This is a genomic window from Bradyrhizobium sp. Ghvi, assembly GCF_900115265.1.
In the GTDB taxonomy this organism is placed as follows: Bacteria; Pseudomonadota; Alphaproteobacteria; order Rhizobiales; family Xanthobacteraceae; genus Bradyrhizobium.
The window spans coordinates 841,746-858,012 of the sequence record NZ_FOVU01000002.1 but is presented as its reverse complement, the minus strand read 5'-3'; the positions used below and the strand labels follow the sequence as shown (position 1 = coordinate 858,012).

17 protein-coding genes are annotated in these 16,267 nt (G+C 63.1%); 8 read left to right on the top strand and 9 right to left on the bottom strand.

Features of this window, described 5'->3' with window-relative positions:
- Window positions 1-74: 74 nt before the first annotated feature.
- Window positions 75-425, top strand: coding sequence for a YunG family protein (locus BM374_RS10905; protein WP_092291964.1), 351 nt, complete (start codon window positions 75-77; stop codon window positions 423-425).
- 65 nt (window positions 426-490) lie between these two features.
- Here BM374_RS10905 and BM374_RS10900 read toward each other — a convergent pair whose 3' ends face one another.
- Window positions 491-1,489: an ABC transporter substrate-binding protein gene (locus BM374_RS10900; RefSeq protein WP_177248213.1), complete on the bottom strand. Its 999-nt coding sequence runs from the start codon at window positions 1,487-1,489 to the stop codon at window positions 491-493.
- 311 nt (window positions 1,490-1,800) lie between these two features.
- Here BM374_RS10900 and BM374_RS10895 point away from each other — a divergent pair, with 311 nt between their 5' ends.
- The 4 genes from BM374_RS10895 (at window position 1,801) to BM374_RS10880 (ending at window position 4,615) form a co-directional block, all read left to right on the top strand.
- A complete protein-coding gene (locus BM374_RS10895) occupies window positions 1,801-1,980 on the top strand; it encodes a hypothetical protein (protein WP_092291701.1) in 180 nt (59 codons plus the stop codon).
- Between the two features lie 51 nt (window positions 1,981-2,031).
- Entirely contained in the window at window positions 2,032-2,259 is a 228-nt protein-coding gene (locus BM374_RS10890) for a hypothetical protein (protein ID WP_092291699.1), read from the top strand.
- Window positions 2,260-2,559: 300 nt separating this feature from the next.
- Complete coding sequence (locus BM374_RS10885; protein ID WP_092291962.1) at window positions 2,560-3,234, top strand: response regulator transcription factor; 675 nt, start codon at window positions 2,560-2,562, stop codon at window positions 3,232-3,234.
- 1 nt (window position 3,235) lies between these two features.
- Complete coding sequence (locus tag BM374_RS10880; RefSeq protein ID WP_177248212.1) at window positions 3,236-4,615, top strand: sensor histidine kinase; 1,380 nt, start codon at window positions 3,236-3,238, stop codon at window positions 4,613-4,615.
- A 3-nt stretch (window positions 4,616-4,618) separates the two neighbouring features.
- Here BM374_RS10880 and BM374_RS10875 read toward each other — a convergent pair whose 3' ends face one another.
- The 6 genes from BM374_RS10875 to BM374_RS10850 form a co-directional block, all read right to left on the bottom strand.
- Window positions 4,619-5,908: a M20/M25/M40 family metallo-hydrolase gene (locus tag BM374_RS10875; RefSeq protein ID WP_502689423.1), complete on the bottom strand. Its 1,290-nt coding sequence runs from the start codon at window positions 5,906-5,908 to the stop codon at window positions 4,619-4,621.
- Window positions 5,909-6,150: 242 nt separating this feature from the next.
- Window positions 6,151-7,806 carry a TRAP transporter large permease gene (locus BM374_RS10870; RefSeq protein ID WP_092291694.1) on the bottom strand — a complete coding sequence of 552 codons (1,656 nt, stop codon included), beginning with the start codon at window positions 7,804-7,806 and terminating at the stop codon, window positions 6,151-6,153.
- Window positions 7,807-7,832: 26 nt separating this feature from the next.
- Complete coding sequence (locus BM374_RS10865; protein WP_092291693.1) at window positions 7,833-8,414, bottom strand: TRAP transporter small permease subunit; 582 nt, start codon at window positions 8,412-8,414, stop codon at window positions 7,833-7,835.
- A 169-nt stretch (window positions 8,415-8,583) separates the two neighbouring features.
- On the bottom strand, window positions 8,584-9,618 hold the full coding sequence (gene moaA, locus BM374_RS10860; RefSeq protein WP_092291691.1) for a GTP 3',8-cyclase MoaA: 1,035 nt from the start codon (window positions 9,616-9,618) through the stop codon (window positions 8,584-8,586).
- 108 nt (window positions 9,619-9,726) lie between these two features.
- Entirely contained in the window at window positions 9,727-10,209 is a 483-nt protein-coding gene (locus tag BM374_RS10855; protein ID WP_092291960.1) for a hypothetical protein, read from the bottom strand.
- Window positions 10,210-10,364: 155 nt separating this feature from the next.
- On the bottom strand, window positions 10,365-11,039 hold the full coding sequence (locus BM374_RS10850; protein ID WP_092291689.1) for an HAD family hydrolase: 675 nt from the start codon (window positions 11,037-11,039) through the stop codon (window positions 10,365-10,367).
- Between the two features lie 163 nt (window positions 11,040-11,202).
- On the opposite strand from BM374_RS10850, the gene rpiA reads away from it, so the two are divergent.
- From rpiA to gor, 3 genes are read left to right on the top strand one after another with little or no spacing between them, the layout of a single operon-like run.
- The gene (rpiA, locus tag BM374_RS10845; RefSeq protein WP_092291687.1) at window positions 11,203-11,916 is read left to right on the top strand and encodes a ribose-5-phosphate isomerase RpiA; all 714 of its coding nucleotides are present in this window, start codon (window positions 11,203-11,205) and stop codon (window positions 11,914-11,916) included.
- A gap of 2 nt (window positions 11,917-11,918) precedes the next feature.
- Window positions 11,919-12,440 (top strand): DUF2059 domain-containing protein, encoded by a 522-nt coding sequence (locus tag BM374_RS10840; RefSeq protein WP_092291685.1) that lies wholly within the window; start codon window positions 11,919-11,921, stop codon window positions 12,438-12,440.
- 47 nt (window positions 12,441-12,487) lie between these two features.
- Window positions 12,488-13,876: a glutathione-disulfide reductase gene (gene gor / locus BM374_RS10835; protein ID WP_092291683.1), complete on the top strand. Its 1,389-nt coding sequence runs from the start codon at window positions 12,488-12,490 to the stop codon at window positions 13,874-13,876.
- Window positions 13,877-13,924: 48 nt separating this feature from the next.
- Here the strand turns inward: gor and BM374_RS10830 are convergent, their stop codons facing one another.
- Both BM374_RS10830 and BM374_RS39175 read right to left on the bottom strand, forming a co-directional pair.
- Entirely contained in the window at window positions 13,925-15,559 is a 1,635-nt protein-coding gene (locus tag BM374_RS10830) for a porin (RefSeq protein ID WP_092291681.1), read from the bottom strand.
- 227 nt (window positions 15,560-15,786) lie between these two features.
- Window positions 15,787-16,020 (bottom strand): hypothetical protein, encoded by a 234-nt coding sequence (locus BM374_RS39175; protein ID WP_143270171.1) that lies wholly within the window; start codon window positions 16,018-16,020, stop codon window positions 15,787-15,789.
- Between the last annotated feature and the right edge of the window lie 247 nt (window positions 16,021-16,267).

Sequence of the window (16,267 nt, the reverse complement as noted above, 5' to 3'; positions counted from 1 at the left end):
GGTCTCGCGATTTTGGCCCCGGAGCGCAGGCTCCGGGGTTTTGTCATGGCGTACCCCACGGACAGGAAGTGATGATGAGCTTCGATCCCGACGAGGTTCAACGAGTGCTCCGCAAGGCATGGTCGTTGTCGACGGCTAGGCAATGGACACCAGACAATCCAGCGGCCGGACAATGCAACGTCACGGCATTGCTCGTTCACGAACTCTTCGGCGGCGACTTGCTGAAGACACCACTGCCGGCTGGCGATCATTTCTACAATCGGATCGATGGACGGCGATACGACTTTACGGTGAGCCAGTTCGATGAGCCGATTGCTTACATGGACTTGCCGACAAGCCGGGCAGAGGCGGGGCAGGGCGCTACGAGCGAGCAATGCGCTGAGCTGAGAGCCGCTTTTCAGAGGCAGCGTCCCGTGCACGATTAGCGCGGTTAGCATTGCCCCTTTGCTGGGCAACGAGAGACGGACTCAAACAGACATTCCATTTCTGGCTATTCAATCACTTCGTCGGCGCGGGCGAGGAGGGTTGGAGACAATTCGAGACCCAGAGCCTTGGCGATCCGCAGATTGATCCTGAGATCGAACTTGGTGGGCCGTTCGAAAGGCAAGTCGCCTGGCTTTGCGCCTTTCAGAACGCGATCAACTTGTGCAATCAAATGACGCATTGCATCTGCAAAATCGGGCCCAAACGACATGAGGCCGCCATTGGCGACCCAATCCGGCGCAGCAAATATTGCAGGTATTTTGCTGAGGCCAACCACCTCAATGACTTCGGCCATGTGAGCACTGAGTATGACATCCGGAACAAAAACAAGCCCGTCAAATCGGGCGAGGATTTCCGGGCTGAGGATCTTCGCGATATTGGCGGGATCATCGATGTTGATCGCTTCAACCGCGAATCCTAGCTTCCGGCCGGTCTCCAAAACGGGCGTAAGGCTCGTTGCGCCGCTCGTGAGTTTTGTCGTCACAGTTCCAAGGTGAACGGCCCGCGGAAGAACCTCCCGCATTAGCTCGACCCGCTTGACGGTGGTTTCTTCGGAGAAAACGGCAATGCCGGTCACGTTGTGCCCCGGACGAGCGAGGCTCTCCGCCAGTCCGGACGCGACTGGATCAACTGCGGCAAAGGCCACGATAGGAATTGTCTGAGTTGCCTTGTACGCCGCCAGAGCAGCAGGCGTGCTGATCGCGATGATTACGTCCGCTCGGTCCTTTCGCACGATTTCCTCTGCGAGGGCAGGCAGCGCGTCGGCATTCCCAGCCGTGTTGCGAAATTCAAGCTGAATATTCCGCCCTTCAACGTAACCAAGTTCGGCCAGAAGCTCTCTCGTTCTGTCAATCTGTCCAGGAATGTTGACCGGTCCCAATTGGATCACGCGCGGCGTTGCACCCTGCTTTTGGGCGCGGGCAACAAGCGGCCAAGCCAATGCTGCTATAGCAAACCCAACAAATCCGCGTCGTCTCACCGGACCTCGCTGCAGGCTGTCGTGCAATGGCTTGTTTATAGCAATCTACGAGTGCTCGCGAGTGAAAGGACCGCGGGCTCGACCAATCGGGTCAAACTGCGACGAACTCGTCGCAAGTCGTCCGATCCGTTCGCCCCAGGAAGCGGATGCAAATGCATTGTGTCGCCGGTGTGAGCCGATGGCGAAACTGCGCTGTGCCTCCGCAGTGTGACGGGACAACAGCTCAAGAGCCGCTCGTTTGCCTGCGTGATGCGTATCACAGTGCAAACGAACGGCTCACGATACACCTGCGATCACAAGATGAGAGGGGGCGGCCCCTCCCAGAACGGGAGACACACATGACTGAGCAGAGCAATCGGAAGCACAAAGAGCTGGACGAGCGTGAACTGGATGCCGTGTGCGGCGGCTTCATGGACGACGGCGGCTGCATCGGCCCGTGGATTGTGAATGGAAAGATCACCACCCATCAGCCCATGGGCCCGAACCCCTGGCTGCCTGGTGGCATCTATCACGGCTAAGCCCCCCCCAACATTTCTGACACACACACAATCTGAACAGGAGCGACCACAATGCTGAACCTGGAACATGGAAAATCGGACATCATAGAACTGACGGATGCGGAGCTTGAAATGATCGTCGGTGGCAATTGGCTCGGCGACGCCTTCCGCGCCATCGGCAGCGCCATCAAGGGCGCCGTCGAGTGGGTCGGCGGCCTGATCTTTGGTGGCTTGCAGGGCCCTGGCAACCTGCGCGGCCCGTTCGGCCCGGGCTCGGGACCTGGCCAGCCGCCGCTCTGATCCCGTTCTCCAAACTCGCTTGCGACAGGAGAGGCCGCCTCGGTTGGCGGCCTCTTTCATTTTCGGCCCGGCTCGCAGGTTTCCTCTGTTCTCCAGAACAAGGAGCTGATGGTCCGCAAGGCTGCGTGCTGTGGACAGGTGCTCGATCAGGCCAGTCCGGTTGACTTACATGGAGCTGACAACGGCGGGCGAGCATCGGTCGAGCGCTTTTTCGCTGGCGGGGGCACCCCGAATGGTGGAAGAGAGCGCGGATGCGGTCTAAGCCGTAGGATGACACCGGAACATCCGGCCGGGAATGCGATGCGCCTTCTGATCGTCGAAGACAATGCCGAGCTCTCGCGGCTCGTGGCCAGCGGACTGGCGGGGGCGGGCTACGAGAGCGATATCGTTGCCAGCGCCGAGGAGGCGCGCCAGGCGGTGCACAATGTCGGCTATGCCGCGATGATCCTCGACCTCGGCCTGCCCGACGGTGACGGCCTGTCGGTGCTGCGCGAACTGCGACGGCAGATGGAGCCGCTGCCGGTGCTGGTGCTGACCGCGCGCGGCGGGCTGCAGGATCGCGTCAACGGCCTGCGCAGCGGCGCCGACGACTACCTCGCAAAACCGTTCGCCATGGAGGAGCTGGTGGCGCGGCTCGAGGCGATCCTGCGCCGTCCGGGCCAATTGCTCGGCCGATCGCTGCGGCTCGCCAATCTCGTCTACGACACCGAGAGCCGCCAGATCTTCGTCGACGACAAGCCGCGGATCATCTCCTCGCGCGAGGCCTCGGTGCTGGAAATCCTGCTGCGCCGGCAGGGGCGTGTGGTGTCGAAGAAGAACGTCGAAGATCACATCTTCGGGCTCGAGGGCGAGGTCGCCTCCAATGCGGTCGAGGTCTATGTTTCCCGGCTGCGCAAGCAACTCGCTGAACATGGCGCCAAGGTCGTGATCCACACCATCCGCGGCGTCGGCTACATGATGGCCGAGGAGAAATAGCGTGGCCCGAACCGGATCCCAGAACGGATCCCATCGGTGGCCTAGGGTGAGGTCGCCATCGTTCAAATCGCTGATCTCGCGCATCGTGTTCCTGCACATCATCGCGGTCGCGGTGGTTGCGATCTTCCTGCCGCTGGTCCTGTTCTGGCTTTTGAACTCAGAGATCGACCAGCTGCATCGCGCCGCGATGCGAGCCCAGGCCGAGACGCTGGCCGAGCGCATCGCTGTCCGGCCGGACGGCACGGTGACGTTCAATCTGCCCGACAGCCTTCGCGGTCTCTATTCGGAAGCCTATGGCCGCTACCAGTACGACATCCGCGATGCCGACGGTCGGCTGCTGTTCTCGTCGCACAAGAAGACCGGGAGCGTCGAATCAGATTCGATTTCCGGTGCCGGCGTGACCCAGACGATCGGTGACACTACGGTTCGCATTCAAGTGGCGGAAGACCTGTCCCATCGCGACGTCATTACCGACGACATCGTATCGAACTTCTTCCGCCGGGTCGGGTGGATCACTATTCCCATTCTTCTGGTCCTGCTCGCCACCGATATCATCATCTTCCGCCGCGCGATCGCGCCGCTCTGGCAAGCCTCGGAGAAGGCGAGCGCCATCGGCCCTGCTCGCACCGACATTCGCCTGCCGACGGAGCAGATTCCGCGCGAGATCGTGCCGCTCGTCACGGCCGTCAACCAGGCACTCGATCGCCTCGAGGACGGCTTTCGCGTGCAACGCCAGTTCACGGCGGACGCCGCCCATCAATTGCGCACGCCACTCGCGATCCTGCGCACCCGGATCGAAACGCTCGGCGATACTGCCGCGCGGCAGGCGCTGCATGACGATATCGAAGGAATGAGCCGGATCGTCGCCCAGCTCCTGGAGATCGCCGAGCTCGACACGCTTGTGCTCGATCCGGGCGAGACCGCGGACTTGCGCGCCGTCTGTGCCGAGGTGGTCGGGTCGATCGCGCCGCTCGCGATCGCCCAGCACAAGGACATCGCACTCAAGGGTGCCGAGGCCCCGGTGATGATCCATGGCAATTCCGAAATGCTTCAGCGCGCGGTGTTCAACCTCGCCGAAAACGCCGTCAAGTTCACCGCGAGGGACACCTCGGTCGACGTCGAGGTCGGTGAGGACGGTTCGGTGCGCGTGCGCGACTGCGGTCCCGGCGTTGCCGAGGCCGAGCGCGAGCTGATCTTTCAGCGTTTCTGGCGCAGGGATCGCCAGCGCAGCGACGGCGCGGGCCTTGGCCTTTCGATCGTGCGCGGCGTCGCCGACGACCACGCCGCGACGGTTGTGGTGGACAATCTCCCCGGCGGCGGCGCCGAGTTCACGCTGCGGTTCAGGCTGGCGGAGGAGGGCGCCTCCGCTCTTCGAAGCTGATGGCTATTTCAGCTTGCCGGTCGACAAGTCCATGATCATGCGTGTCGTCAGGTAAAGACGCGGCACGATGCTGTTGATCTGGACATATTCGGCGTCGTTGGAGTGGGCGCCGAAGCCCGACAGGCCCATGCCCTCGACCACGGCGCCCTTGGTCTTGAGCGCGGCAAAGGCAGCGTCGGTGCCGCCGCCCGTCGCCTTCTCGGCAACGTTCATGGACATGCCGAGCTCCTGATAGATCGTCTTGCCGTAGGCAGCCACGCGGCGCGAAGCGTCGTTGGCCTCGAGCGGGGGACGGCGCACCTCGAATTTCAGCTCGACCTTGGAATCCGGGAGCAGGTGATTCTTGATCTTGTCCTGCAATGTTTTTTCCAGCGCGTCGAAATCCGACACCTTGAGCGCGCGCGCATCGGCTTGCGCCGTGGCTTCGGCCGGGATCACGTTGCGGTTGGTGCCGGCCTTGGACACCGTCCAGTTCAGCTTCAGGCCCTGCTCGGGCTTGGACAGATCCTTCATCTGCAGCACCTGGTGGGAGAGCTCGTAGAGGGCATTGATGCCGCCCTCCGGCCTTGCGCCGGCATGTGACGATCGGCCGATCACCCTTAGATAGGCCGAGCCGATGCCGCTGGTCGCAAGGCGCAGCGTGCCATCGGTGCCGCCGCCTTCGAACGAGAACACCACGTCCTGGTCTGCAGCGAGTTTGGTGATGGTGCTGCGCCAACCAGGCGAGGAGATCTCTTCGTCGCCATTGGTGAGCACCGTGAGGGTGCCGTAGTCTTTGAAGTTCAGCTTCTGCAGCATCGCCACGGTGTGGAGAATGAGCGCGACGCCCTGCTTGTCGTCGGCAATGCCGAGACCATAGGCCTTGTCCCCGTCGATGCGGAACGGCTGGTCCTTGAGCATGCCCTTCAGATACACGGTGTCCATGTGGGCGATCAGCATGATCTTTGTGCTGCCGGTGCCCTTGAAGGTGGCATGTACGGCCGGGCCGATCTTCTCGGGCGTGTCGTCGAGACGATAGATGTCGGCAGGCTGGAGGATCTCCACCGTGCCGCCGAGTTGCCTGAGCTGGTCGGCGACGCGCCCGGCGATCACGTTCAGGCCCTCGATATCCTTGCTGCCGGATTCGATGCTGACGAGATCGCGCAACGTGTCGAGCAGCGGCTGCTGCTCCTTCTGCGCCAGTGCGTGAACGTCGGCTACCGGCTCGGCGTGGACGACCGTTGCGGCACAGGAGAGCCACAGCGACGCAATCAACGAACCGGCGAGCGATGGAGCAGAGGACAATCGGAGCATGCGCGGCATTCCCAGGATTGAAGGAACGTCCGGTATGCCCGTGTTCGGCGCGCCTGTCACGCGCGTCATGTTTTTCTACCCTCTCCCCTTATGGGAGAGAGTGGCTCGCCGCAATAGCGGCGAGACGGGTGAGGGGTATCTATCGGCGAATCCAACACTCAATCGAATGTGCGGACAGATACCCCTCATCCGGCGCTTCGCGCCACCTTCTCCCACAAGGTGAGAAGGGAAGATGCCAACCGCTACTTCTGCGGCGGACCGAAATCGAGCGGCGGCAGCTCGATCTGCGGCACCTCGATCTTGACGGAGTTCGGGTCGATGTTCGACTGCGCGCCCTTGTAGTGCATGACCATGGACGGGAACGCGATCACCAGAGCGACCATGATGATCTGGATGACGACGAACGGCACCGCGCCCCAATAGATCTGTCCCGTGGTGACCGGGTCCATCCTCTTGCCGGTGACGCGGTCGGTGTATCGCTCCTTGGGCGCGACGGACCTGAGGTAGAACAAGGCGAAGCCGAAGGGCGGATGCATGAACGAGGTCTGCATGTTGACGCCGAGGATGACGCCGAACCAGATCAGGTCGATGCCCAGGTGCTCGGCGGCAGGCCCCAGCAGCGGGATCACGATGAAGGCCAGCTCGAAGAAGTCGAGGAAGAAGGCCAGCACGAACACGAAGGCGTTGACGAAGATCAGGAAGCCGACCTGGCCGCCGGGCAGGGAGGTGAGCAGATGCTCGACCCAGACGTGCCCGCTGACGCCGTAGAACGTAAGCGAGAACACGCGGGCGCCGACCAGGATGAACACGACGAACGCCGACAGCTTGGCGGTCGATTCCGTCGCCTGCCGGATCAGGTCCCAGCTCAGCCGCCGTTTCGCCGCGCCGAGGATGAGGGCGCCGGCAGCGCCCATCGCGCCACCTTCCGTCGGCGTCGCGAGGCCGATGAAGATGGTGCCGAGCACCAGGAAGATCAGGAACAGCGGCGGCACCATGACGAAGGTGGTCTGCTGCGCCATCTTGGAAAGGAAACGGAAGCCGGTGAGCTTGTCCACGATCCAGTTCAGCACCGCGACGACGAACGCGAAGATGATGCCGTTGAACATGCTGAGCACGACGAAGTCGGCACCATGCGTCTCGGAGTTGCGCATCATGAACCAGCCGAACACGCAGCTCGCGATGAAGAGCACGCCGAGGGAGATGAGACCGCGGCTGCCATTCTCTTCGCGGAAGCCGATGGCCTCCTTCGGCAGGCCCGGGGCGGCCTTCGGGAAGATGATGCTGACGAGGAAGGCGTAGGCCGCGTAAAGACCCGCGAGCACCAGACCCGGAATGAAGGCACCCTCGTACATGTCGCCCACGGATTTGCCGAGCTGGTCGGCCATCACGATCAAGACGAGCGAAGGCGGAATGATCTGTGCGAGCGTCCCTGACGCTGCGATGATGCCGGTCGCCATGCGCCGGTCGTAACCGTAGCGCAGCATGATGGGCAGCGAGATCAGCCCCATCGAGATCACGGAAGCGGCGACCACGCCTGTGGTTGCCGCAAGCAGGGCGCCGACGAACACGACCGCGTAGGCGAGACCGCCGCGGATGGTTCCGAACAGCTGTCCGATGGTGTCGAGCAGATCTTCGGCCATGCCCGACCGCTCCAGCACCAGCCCCATGAAGGTGAAGAAGGGAATGGCGAGCAGCGTATCGTTGTTCATCACGCCATAGACGCGCTCGGGAAGCGCGTTGAGGAAGTCGGGGCGGAATTCGCCGAGCTCGATGCCGATCACGGCGTAGAACAGCCCGACGGCGCCGAGCGAAAATGCCGCGGGATAACCGAGGAGCAGCACGACGACGAGCGTCGCGAACATGATGGGCGCCAGATTGGCGATAATGAATGCGGTCATAATTCCCCCTGAACCGTCGCCGTCGGCTATTTCTTCTCGATCGCTTCGACGAGATGCTCGACTTCCGCCTCGATCGCCGAGACCTGGGACTCGTGAGGATCCGGAATCAATCCGCGCATGATCGCGATCCGCTTGATCAACTCGGAGATGGCCTGAACGAGCAGGAACGCGAACCCGATCATGATCAGGGATTTGGTGGGCCATTGCGGCAGGCCGCCGGCGTTGCCCGATTGCTCGTTGATCTCGAACGACCGCTCGAAGAACGGTACGCCGGTGAGGATCATGATGACGCACAGCGGAATGAGGAAGAACAGATGACCGATCACGTCGATCATGCTGCGGACCTTCTTCGGCAACGTGTTGTTCACGATATCGATGCGGATGTGCTCGTTGTCGAGCAGCGTCCAGGGCGAGCAGAGCAGGAATACGATGCTGAAAAGCACCCATTGCAGCTCGAGCCAGGAATTGGAGGACGTGTCGAACAGCTTCCGAACGACCGCATTGAGCGCCGAGACGACGACCGCCAAGACGATCATCCAGGCCAGACGCTTGCCCGTCCAGCGCGTGAACGCGTCGATCCCACGGCTCAGCTTAAGGAGCGCTTGCAAAGATTGGTCCTCCCCCGATGGTGCCCCAGCCGTCTTGACTGCGCCGACGAGGCGCGTGGCTTGTCTCGCCGCGCAGGCATGAGGCTGGCGCACCAAATCAGCGGCCGTGCCGGCAGTCAATCGGAAGTTTGTTGATATCTAAGGGGAATAGGACCGCAGCCGCCCATTCTCAGCCGCCGGTGACGCTCATATGCCTGGAGACGCTGGGGCGGTCATGACGGCGGTCGATGATGAAATCGTGGCCCTTGGGCTTCAGCCCGATGGCGCGGTCGATCGCATCCGCAAGCAGCACATTGTCATCGGATGCACGCAGGGGTTTGCGCAAGTCCGAGGCATCCTCGTGGCCGAGGCAGGTGTGGAGCGTGCCCGTGCAGGTGATGCGCACCCGGTTGCAGGATTCGCAGAAATTGTGGGTCATCGGCGTGATGAAGCCGAGCTTGCCGCCGGTCTCGGCGACGCTGACATAGCGCGCCGGGCCGCCGGTGCTCTCGGCGAGATCCGTCAGCGTGAATTGCTGGGCGAGCCGCGCGCGCACCAAGGACAGCGGCAGATATTGGTCGATGCGGCCCGCGCCGATCTCGCCCATCGGCATCACCTCGATCAGGGTGAGGCCCATGTTCTTGCCATGGGCCCAGCGCATCAAGTCGGGGAGCTCGTCCTCGTTGAGGTTCTTCAGCGCCACCGCGTTGATCTTCACGGCGAGGCCCGCTGCGCGCGCGGCCTCGATGCCTTCGAGCACCTTGTCGATCTCGCCCCAGCGGGTGATCTCGCGAAACTTCTTGGGATCGAGCGTGTCGAGCGAGACGTTGATGCGGCGGACGCCGCAATCGGCAAGCTCTCTGGCATGCTTTGCGAGCTGCGTGCCGTTGGTGGTCAGCGTCAGCTCGTCCAGGGCGCCGCTCGACAGGTGCCGCGACAGCGAGCGCACCAGCGTCATCACGTTGCGCCGGACCAGCGGCTCGCCGCCGGTGAGCCGCAGCTTCTTCACGCCCTTGGCGATGAAGGCCGAGCAGAGCCGGTCGAGTTCCTCGAGGGTCAGCAGGTCGGCCTTGGGCAGGAACGTCATGTCTTCCGACATGCAATAGAAGCAGCGCAGATCACAGCGATCGGTGACGGAGACGCGCAGATAGGAGATCGTCCGCCCGAACGGATCGGTCATCGCGCTCGACAGCGCAGTGCGGGGGCTCGCAGTGGATCCGTTCATAAGAATGCCTTGTCACTTACGGCGACGGGGGCACGATTGCTTCAACGGTGCCTGGCACGCAATCTAAGCATCGGACGCGGCTCAGACAATCGGGTGGTATACGTAAACTCAGCGCTTGCCCGCGTTCGGATCGGGGAACGGCGAGCCGGCTGCGGGCGGTGCAGCATCTGCTGGCGCGGCCTCAGGTGCGGCTGCGGCCGGTTTCGGCTTCCTTGGCCGGTGCGGCTTCTTTTTCACGGGCTTGGGCGGCACCGCCGGCTGAAGCTCCGCGAATACCGGATTCGGATCTGATGTGACCGAGGCCGGAGTGGTGAAATCGCCGGGAGTCTTGATCACGTTCACCGGCACGTTCGCCGGCTGGAATTTCGGCAGGGCGAAAGCAACAGTGAAGGGAGCGTCAGGAGCGGGAACAGAGACCGAGCAGGGGGTCTTGCAGCCCGGCCCGAGCGAGGTCGTCGCGTCAGCCCCCGGAGGATTGGATTCAAGCCGAACCTGGAGGGTCGGCGGGGCTGATTTGAACATGTCCCAAGACATCGAGGAGCAGCCGCCCAGGCTCGCCCCCACCAGCGCAACTACCAAGACACGACGCATGACCATCCACATCTGCTGCGACGAACCGCCACATGACCCCGGCCGGACCTTAGGAGCGTCGTTCCGGGCAAGCAACCGGCGGGCCACGCATAGTTAATTGATGGTTAATGCAGGGGTCCGTGAAATAATGCAGCAGAGTCAGCGGTTTGTGCGACCTAAGTCGTCATCAGGCTGTGCGCGGCAGCCGGCAGGTCCCGCATGTGATGGATCAGCCGGTCCGGTTTCAGCTCGGCAATCGGCACGTCCGTATAGCCGAAACTGACTCCGATCACCGGCACCCCGGCGCGCCGGGCGACGCCGACATCGGTTCCGGCATCGCCGACCATGATGCTGGCTTTGACCTCGCCGCCGGCCCGCGCGACGGTCTGCCGGAAAATGGTCGGATCGGGCTTTTGAACCCCGAACGTATCGGCGCCGCAGATCGCCTCGAATCGCCTGGTGAGGTCGAGCTGGTCCAGGAGCCGCTTCGACAGCCATTCCAGCTTGTTGGTGCAGACCGCCAGCCGATGGCCCTGCGCCGCGAACAGATCGAGCGCCTCCAGCAGCCCCTCGAACGGGCGCGATTCGACGGCAATGTGATCGGCGTAATAGGCGATGAAATCCGCGGTCATCCGGTCCATGTCGGCGGGCGTGACGGTGCGGCCTTCGGCCTCCAGACCCCGCTCGATCAGCTTGCGGGCGCCGGCGCCGATCATGTTGCGGGCAGATTGCATCGGCACCGGCGGCAGGCCTTCGCGGTCGAGCACGTAGTTCAGCGCGGTGATCAGGTCGGGCGCCGTATCCACAAGCGTGCCGTCGAGATCGAAAACGAGGGTATACGGGGAGCTCATGCCAAAGCGCTATCGGTCCGGCCGGACCGGCGCAAGGGGCGGGTCCATAAGATCACCTTATAGACATGTTCCCAGACCCTGTTCTCCCGGGGAAAACGAGGCTACATAAGCCGCCGCAAGCGACACGAGCGGCGGCATTCCTGATTTCAAGACGGGCGCAAACGTGGACATGGACCAGTTGAAGCGGCAGGCGGCGGCGCGCGCGCTTGAGGAGGTGCGTGACGGCATGCAGCTCGGCCTCGGCACCGGCTCGACCGCCAAGCATTTCATCGAGCTGCTGGGCGAGCGTGTGCGCGCCGGCCTCAAGGTGATCGGTGTCCCGACCTCCGAGGCAACCCGCCAAGACGCCATGCGCTGCGGCGTGCCGCTGACGACGCTGGACGAGATCGACCATCTCGACGTCACCATCGACGGAGCCGACGAGATCGACCCTGAGCTCAATCTGATCAAGGGCGGTGGCGGCGCATTGCTGCGCGAGAAGATCGTGGCGGCGGCCTCGGATCGCATGATCGTGATTGCCGACGACAGCAAATGGGTGCCGACGCTCGGTCGCTTTCCGCTGCCGGTCGAGGTCATCCCGTTCGGGCTCGGAGCCACCCGTCGCGCCATCGAGAAGGCATTTGCGGAATGCGGCGTTTCCGGGCAAATGGCGGTCCGCAAGGCGAGGGATGGCCACGTTTTCGTCACCGATGGCGGCCACTGGATCGTCGATGCCCAGCTCGAACGTATCGTGGATCCGCCCGGCCTCGCCAGGGCGTTGAGCACGATCCCCGGCGTGGTCGAGCATGGGTTGTTCATCGGCTTGGCCAGCTCGGCTGTTTTGGCGGGTGGCGAGGGAATCCGCGTGATTGAACGGCGAAAGCCGAAAGGAGACTAGGAATGAAGAGCGTTTTGAAGATCATGCCCGCCGCGTGCCTCGCCTTCGCGCTGGCGCTGGGGGCTGCGCCTGCGATCGCGCAGCAGCAGGCGGCTCCGCAGGCCCCCACTCCGGGCGCGATTGCCGCGGCGAAGGAGATTTTGAAGCTGAAGAATGCGAGCGCGATGTACGCCAACGCCGTGCCCGCGATCGTCGACAAGGTGAAAACCACGCTGATCGGTCAGAACCTCAACTACCAGAAGGATCTCAACGAGCTCGCCCCTGTTGTCGCCAAGCAGCTTGCCGGCCGCGAGCAAGAGATCGGCGACGGGATGGTGGGGGTCTATGCCGGCGAGTTCACCGAGCAGGAGTTGAAGGATCTCGTGACGTTCTACAAGTCGCCGCTCGGTCAGAAGCTCATCACCAACGAGCCCAAGGCCGTCAACCTCAGCGTGCAGGTCATGAACGCCTGGGCGCAGAACTTCTCGGAAGTCGTCGCGGGCGTCTTCCGCGCCGAGATGAAAAAGCGCGGCAAGGACATCTGACGGTACCCTTCTGTCTGGACAATCCTTGAACGAGGTCGGAGTGGACAATGGCTGAATTCGACGTCGACCTCTTTGTCATCGGTGGCGGTTCCGGCGGCGTGCGCGCCGCCCGCATCGCGGCCGGTTACGGCGCCCGCGTGATGATCGCGGAAGAATACCGCATGGGCGGCACCTGCGTGATCCGCGGCTGCGTGCCGAAGAAGCTGTTCGTGATCGGCTCGCATGTCCGCCACGAGCTCGAGGACGCCGCCGGATTCGGCTGGACCGTTCCGCCCGCGACCTTCGACTGGCCGACGCTGATCGCCAACAAGGATAAGGAGATCGCGCGGCTGGAGGCGGCCTACACGACCAATGTCGAGAAGTCAGGCGCGCAGGTCGTCAAGAGCCGCGCGGTGATCGAGGACAAGCACACCGTCCGCCTGCTCGAGAACGACAGGAAGATCACGGCCAAATACATCCTGATCGCCACCGGAGGCGCGCCCAATCATGGCGCCGCGATCCCCGGCATCGAACACGTGATCTCCTCCAACGAGGCGTTTCACCTCAAGAAGCTGCCGAAGCGGATCGTGATCCAGGGCGGCGGCTATATCGCGCTGGAGTTCGCCGGCATCTTCGCCGGCTTCGGCTCCGACGTCACCGTGATCTATCGCGGCGACAACATCTTGCGCGGGTTCGACGAGGATGTGCGCAGCCACGTCCGGGCCGAGATGGAGAAGCAGGGCATCACCATCCTCACCGGCTGCACCGTGTCGAAGGTCGATCGCCATGGCGAGGAGTTCACCACGCATCTGTCGAACGGCTCGAGCATCGCCTCCGAACAGGTGATGTTCGCGATCGGCCGGCATCCCAACGTCGCCAACCTCGGGCTGGAGAAGGCCGGCGTCGCCATCAATCCGAAAAATGGTGGCATCGCGGTGGACCATTTCTCCAGGAGCTCGGTCGACAGCATCTATGCGATCGGCGACGTCACCCATCGCTTCAACCTGACGCCGGTCGCGATTCGCGAAGGCCACGCGTTCGCCGACACCGTGTTCGGCAAACGCGAGGTCCAGGTCGATCATGCGACCATACCGACCGCGGTGTTCTCGCAGCCGGAGGTCGGCACGGTCGGTCTGACCGAAACCGAAGCGCGCGCGCAGTTCAGTCACGTCGACATCTACAAGACTACGTTCCGTCCCATCAAGGCGACCATGTCCGGTCGCGACACCCGTGTGCTGATGAAGCTCGTCGTCGACGGCGCGACCGACCGCGTGCTCGGCTGCCACATCGTCGGTGATGCCGCCGCCGAGATCACGCAAGCCGTCGCGATCGCGGTGAAGATGAAGGCGACGAAAGCCGATTTCGACGCGACCATCGCGCTGCATCCGACCGCGGCCGAAGAGCTGGTGACGATGCGCACGCCGACCGCGCGCCACGTGCGCCAGGCGGCTGAGTAGGGCATTAAACGAGGGGAACCGTGAGGCTCCCCGTCGTTCTCCCCTCCGTCAGAAGTCGAACGTCATGCCGGTCGTGACGGCTTCGGTCTTGTTGCCGGCGACGACGTTGTTGTTGGCGTCGCGTCCGCACACACCGTAGCCGTGTCCGCTGACGCCGAGGCAGTAATGCGCGCCCGGTCCGTTGCGCAAGTAACTGCCGACCAGGTACCAGCTCACGAACGGGCTGAAGTGATACTTCACTCCGAGCGCGTACATGTCAGCACTGGAATCGACGGTGTTGAGCGCGAAGTCCGCCGTGCCGGCGGGCGCAGGCGCCGCCACGGTGTAGGTGTTGTTGGTGCCGGTGCCGGGCGAGCCGGGCGAGGCATTGGCGTGAGCCCACGACGCGCTCACGTCCCACTTGTCGACGGTCTGGGTCGCACTCAGGAAGTAGCCGTCGCGCGCACGCTCGTTGAAGGCGGCCACCGTATGCTCACGGCGCAGCACCTCGTAGATGCCGTAGAGCTGCAGGGTGCCGATCATGTCGTTGAACTTGTAGCCCGCGCCGACCTTGGCAGCCCATTCGTTGGCGATGCCGACCGCACCAGCCGGTACGGTGAATGTCGTGCCGTTGGTCAGCAGAACTGCGCCTTCGTCGCCGGTCCGGTTGGTGCCCTCATGCAGTTCGTAAGCGGCAATACCCGTGAACCCGGCCTGGTTGTAGGTCAGCGACGCGCTGTAGAGATTGCCGTAGGAGCCGTCGGTGCAGCCTTGGGGTGGCGACGTGGCTGGGAAACCCGAACCGCTGCCGCGCGACGAGGTGCCGGGGCAGTTGAAATCGCCCAGTGCGTAGTCGCTGTTGTCCCTCGCCGTATTCTGTCCTGGCGAGACCATGACGGCGGCCTGGAAGCCGTTCCAGATCGGCGATTCATACCAGATCGCGTGCGAGGCACGCCAATCGAACTCGGCCCGTAAGTCGCCGCCGGTGTTGCCCATGATCGAGTTGTAGTCGCCGAGCGTGGCCGAGAACGGATCGAATTTCGAGGTCGCTCTCTTGTAGGGTGTGTCGGCCTTGCCGGCCTTGATCGTGCCCCAGGGGCTTTCCATGCCGAGAAAGCTGTCGCGGGTGCCGAACGCCGCGCGTTCGGTCGGAACGGCTGCGACCTCCACGAGGGATTCGAATTGCGCGATGGCCGCCCAGCCGGGATAGCCATAGGGATCGAGATTGTGCCGCGCGCGAACGCCGAAATAGGTGAGGTTGCTGGAGACGCCGAACTTTGTACCCTGGTCGTAGACGCCGGCGTTGAAGATGTCGCCGGAGAGATCGACGTGGCCGTAGAGCGTCACGGTCGTGTTGTCGATGAACGGATTGCTTCCAGGAGCCTTGCTGTAGAGCGGAGCGCCGCCGATGCTGACGACGGTGTGCTCGGCCACAGGTGCCGGCGAAGGTGCGACCGCCGCATGCAGAACCGCGTTGCCTTTCGGCGAAGCCGGCGCGACGGCGGTCGCCGCGGCCCTGGGCGTGCCCATGTGATTGACGCGGTCACGAAGCAGCGCGTTCTCTTTGGCGAGCTTGGCGTTGCTGCGTTCGAGCGCATCGAGGCGGGCAACAACGTCGTCGATGGTTGCAGCTCGCAAGGGATGACTCATTGTGGTTGCACAAAGGGCCGCAAGCCCCGTGCCGAGCAGAAAGGCCTTCCTCATCTCGTTTCCCCTTTATCGCCGCGGACTCCTGATGGGCCCGGGATAAAGAGGAAGGTAATGTATGCCAGATACCGTATACAAACGGAATGGTGTGATGTTACTCGCTTTCCGGCGGAGTGTGCCTAACGTGCAACTATTCCTGACAAAACGTGTCGCGCGGCGATCTGCCGCATTGCGCGCTGCCACACAAATCAAACCGAAAAAGCCAACAAATCCGGAGGCTTGCTTTAATCGCCCCACGGCGTTTCGCCGCGCCGAAGGCGGTCGGCGATGTCGGTCTGGAACGCCGGCGGCCCGAACGCGAACCACTCATCGCCGATCTGATAAACGAGCAGCCGCCTGTTCTCGGCGCAAAATCGTGTCAGCCAATCCAGCGCTTTCTTCTTCGGTTGCTCACCAACAGGTACGACGACGTCAACCGGCAGGCCTTGCCAAAAGAAATTGGCGGCCAGCATGATCATGCTGGATTGATCCGGTCGCATCCAATCCGGCAGCGGGCTCGAAGTGACCAGCCAGCCGCAGATGAATTCGCGGCACGGGTGTTGCGGACGTTCGGCATAGATCGAGCATCTTTGCGCGACGCTGAACGGGCACGGTTGCCCTTTGCGCACCTTGTGTCCGCGCACTTCGATTTGCAGCCAGCCATCACAGCAGGCCGTGCAGCTTCCGCAGGTTCTGGTGACGTCGCGGCTCACGGGCAAAACCGGT